The organism is Pseudomonadota bacterium, assembly GCA_016927275.1.
Taxonomy (GTDB): domain Bacteria; phylum UBA10199; class UBA10199; order 2-02-FULL-44-16; family JAAZCA01; genus JAFGMW01.
In genome coordinates, this window is sequence record JAFGMW010000078.1 from 1 (window position 1) to 3,218 (window position 3,218).

At 59.1% G+C, this 3,218-nt stretch carries 5 protein-coding genes; 2 read left to right on the plus strand and 3 right to left on the minus strand.

Annotated features, from left to right (window positions below):
• Positions 1 to 31: 31 nt before the first annotated feature.
• Both JXA24_05185 and amrA read right to left on the minus strand, forming a co-directional pair.
• Positions 32 to 634 carry a TetR/AcrR family transcriptional regulator gene (locus JXA24_05185; protein ID MBN1283152.1) on the minus strand — a complete coding sequence of 201 codons (603 nt, stop codon included), beginning with the start codon at positions 632 to 634 and terminating at the stop codon, positions 32 to 34.
• 103 nt (positions 635 to 737) lie between these two features.
• Positions 738 to 1,307, minus strand: a complete 570-nt coding sequence (gene amrA, locus JXA24_05190) for an AmmeMemoRadiSam system protein A (GenBank protein ID MBN1283153.1) — start codon at positions 1,305 to 1,307, stop codon at positions 738 to 740.
• 92 nt (positions 1,308 to 1,399) lie between these two features.
• On the opposite strand from amrA, the gene coaBC reads away from it, so the two are divergent.
• Positions 1,400 to 1,948, plus strand: a complete 549-nt coding sequence (coaBC, locus tag JXA24_05195) for a bifunctional phosphopantothenoylcysteine decarboxylase/phosphopantothenate--cysteine ligase CoaBC (protein MBN1283154.1) — start codon at positions 1,400 to 1,402, stop codon at positions 1,946 to 1,948.
• Positions 1,949 to 1,952: 4 nt separating this feature from the next.
• Here the strand turns inward: coaBC and JXA24_05200 are convergent, their stop codons facing one another.
• Entirely contained in the window at positions 1,953 to 2,588 is a 636-nt protein-coding gene (locus tag JXA24_05200; GenBank protein MBN1283155.1) for a hypothetical protein, read from the minus strand.
• Positions 2,589 to 2,912: 324 nt separating this feature from the next.
• On the opposite strand from JXA24_05200, the gene JXA24_05205 reads away from it, so the two are divergent.
• Positions 2,913 to 3,218: hypothetical protein (locus tag JXA24_05205; GenBank protein MBN1283156.1), on the plus strand; the 306-nt coding region annotated here is incomplete at its 3' end.

Consider the following 3,218-nt stretch of genomic DNA (forward strand, 5'->3'; position numbering starts at 1 on the left):
AGAATCAATACCGGTCTCTTTCCAAGGCCCATCATCTCGCCCTCACCCCTTCCATGAATATGTTCGTGAAACCCATTATCGCCTCTTCCCTGTCCACCCGCATCCCCTCAGGCATCTTGAAGATTTCGGTAGTGAGGATGTAGTGCATGATCATGCCGACGAAGGCGCGCACCGCGATCCTCGGATCCATCCTCCGGAACGCGCCCTCGGCCGTCCTTCGTTCAAAGTATCTGGCCAAATGCGGAAAGACGCTCCCCACCCTCTTGTCGAAGAATATCGTTGAGAGCTTGTGGTCCTCGAGCGCGGAGAAGAGCAGGAGCCTGATGAAGGTGTGGTCGTCGCCGACCACCTCCACGAAGGTCCTCGCGATGTAAGAAAGTATTGCGGCGTCGTCGCCCGCGGAGAGCATCGCATCGTCTATGAAATCGCCCTGCTCCGCGATCTTGTGCCTGATGATCTCGGTGTAGAGGTCCTCCTTGGTGGGGAAGTGGCGGTAGAGCAGAGCCTCGTTCACCTTTGCAGCCTTCGCGATCTCGCGCGTGGTCACCCCTGAGAAGCCGTACCTGGCGAAGAGCGCTGCGGCAGCCCTGGCTATCTGCTCCCTGCGATCCTCCGCTGTCATCCTCTTCGCCATGGGCCGGCCCCTCAAATAAGTAACCATTTACTTACTTATATTTTAAGTCCTGAGTCAAGGGTTGGTCAACACATGAAATTAAGTGTATGATATTACAGACTTTTTATTGCTGTTTGGGCCTCTGTCCTTCCCCGAAGACCTCGGCGGAGAAGATTTCAATGGCGGTCTCGGGGTCGCGCCAGGCGTCCGGGGGCAGCCCCGCCTTCTCGCAGGTGTGCGCGAGGAACTCCTCGCGGTCCCAGCCCCACTCCGTGGCGACCTGTGGGAGCAGCACGCCCTGGTACATCCCGCGGCGCATGAGGATCCCGTGCGTGCCTACCTCGATCTCGCTCACGTCCTTCACTCTTTTCATTGGACTCAGGACCGATATTTCGATGTCGATCTCAGTCATCTCTTCAGGCTGGACCCTGTGGAAGCGCGGGTCCTCGGTAGCCGCAGAGATGGCCATCTCCTGTATCGTCTCGACCAGGGGACGGATGCCGATCATGTTGCCGATGCAGCCTCTGAGCTGCCCGCGCTTGTGCAATGTCACGAACGCGCCCGCATGCTCGGCGAGCAACCCCTTGGCCTTTGGCAGGGGGACACGCTTGCCGTCCTTTAGATACTGAGAAATCGTCTCCCGCGCGAGCTTGAGAAGAGTGGTTTTCTCGGATTCGGAAAGTTTCTGCGCCATATCGCCCCCTCAGCGCCCTGATAGCGCTTCTTCAACCCGCTTGCAACCTGCAGCTTGAGGGCCTATCTTCCCCCTGCTCACAGGAGGGCGGAATGAAGGGATCGTTAAAGGGGAAATCCATAGTTTTCGGCATCGGCGGCGGGATCGCGGCGTACAAGTGCTGCGAGCTGGCCAGGCTCCTCACCAAGGCCGGCGCTGACGTGCGCTGCGTGCTGACCTCCGCCGGCAGCCAGTTCGTGACCCCGATCACGCTCCAGACCCTCACTGCAAACCCCGTGCACACCGACATGTGGAACCTGATACAGGAAAAGGAGATCGGGCACATATCACTGGCAGACCGGGCCGACCTCGTGCTCGTGGCTCCCGCGACCGCGGACCTCATCGCGAAGGTGGCGCACGGTATCTGCGACGACCTTCTCACCACCGTGATCTGCGCGACAAAGGCGCCGGTCCTCTTCGCGCCGTCGATGAACTCCAACATGTGGGAGAACCCGATCACGCAGGGCAACGTGGCGGCTCTCAAAAAGCACGGCTACAGGTTCATCGAGCCCGCCGTGGGCGAGCTCGCGTGCGGATATAAGGGCAAGGGAAGACTCCCGGAGCCGTCCGATATCCTCAAGGTCGTAGTAGGAATGCTCTGATCTCTCACGAAAGCACGTTCGACAGTATGATGTAGGCGAGGTCCTCTTTCGGAAGTTTGGGCAGCTTTATCCTTTTGCCTCCCCTGCTTATGAGTATCGCGCGGCTCGTCTCCGCGCCGATCGCATCGGCGGTGTTGGCGACCACCCAGCCACAGCCCTTTCTGCGCAGCTTCTCGCGCGCGTTCTGCTCGAGGTTGCGCGTCTCCAGGGCGAAGCCGACGAGCCTCTGGTTCGGCCTCTTCTTTCGGCCCAGCTCCTCGAGGATGTCGGGGGTGCGGGTCAGCTCGATCCTAGGCGGCACGGGCCCCTTCTTGAGCTTCTCCTTGAGCATGCGCCTCGGCCTCCAGTCGGCCACCGCCGCGGCCATGATGATGAGGTCCGAGCGCGGCGCCCTGCGCATGACCTCGCGATACATCTGCCCTGCCGATACCACGTCGACCCTGGTCACCCCCTCGGGCGTGGGCAGCGACACCGGCCCCGTGACGAGCGTCACCTGGCAGTCCATGTCGCGGGCCGCCTGGGCCAGCGCGAACCCCATCATGCCCGAGGAGTCGTTGGAGATGAATCGCACCGGGTCGATGTACTCGCGCGTCGGCCCGGCACTGATAAGAACCCTTATTTTAGTTGATCTCGCGCCCATCCGGGCCCCCTTGGGGCAGTAACATAAAGTCAAAGCAGGGCCCTTGCAAGGGCTAGGGAGCTTCAAATGCCGTTCGGCAGCAAATGATTTGCATGACCGCACATATGTCCGTAAAATATAGAAAATTTGACGCCTGGCCGGGGCCTATCAAAATGATTCAAAAGATATCCTGATAAGATGACATAACCCATTGACACATAGAATGTTTTGCGCTGATTGCCCCCCCATGGATTGGCACGCAAATTGCTGTAATTACTTATCGTAAACTCTGTCATTTATGTGATAAAGGTGATTCCGCAGAGCACGTTCCAAGAGGAGGTCGTCATGCGTATTTCAAAGCTCCTTCTTATCGCCGTTATCTCGCTATCCCTCGTCGCACTCGCGGGTTGCGAAAAAGAGGGGTTCCTCTCCACGACTCTGCCCGAAGTCTCCGTGGACACTGAAGGCGTGATCGAAGAGGGGATGCCCGCTGAGATCGAGACAGAGGGGGAGGCAGAGGGTGAAGCAGAGGGTGAAGCAGACGTTGAAACAGAGGGTGAGGAGGAAGGCGCAGCCGGGGAGTCCACCCAGAAGACCATTGAGACGCCTTCCCCTTGCGACGGGATATCGGACGTGACGCTCTCGGTCGAT

What these genes read in the sequence shown, in the direction of transcription:
- amrA (MBN1283153.1), bottom strand. Translation starts at nt 1,307, where the DNA reads ATGGCGCAGAAACTTTCCGAATCCGAGAAAACCACTCTTCTCAAGCTC.
- coaBC (MBN1283154.1), top strand. Translation starts at nt 1,400, where the DNA reads ATGAAGGGATCGTTAAAGGGGAAATCCATAGTTTTCGGCATCGGCGGC.
- JXA24_05200 (MBN1283155.1), bottom strand. Translation starts at nt 2,588, where the DNA reads ATGGGCGCGAGATCAACTAAAATAAGGGTTCTTATCAGTGCCGGGCCG.
- JXA24_05185 (MBN1283152.1), bottom strand. Translation starts at nt 634, where the DNA reads ATGGCGAAGAGGATGACAGCGGAGGATCGCAGGGAGCAGATAGCCAGG.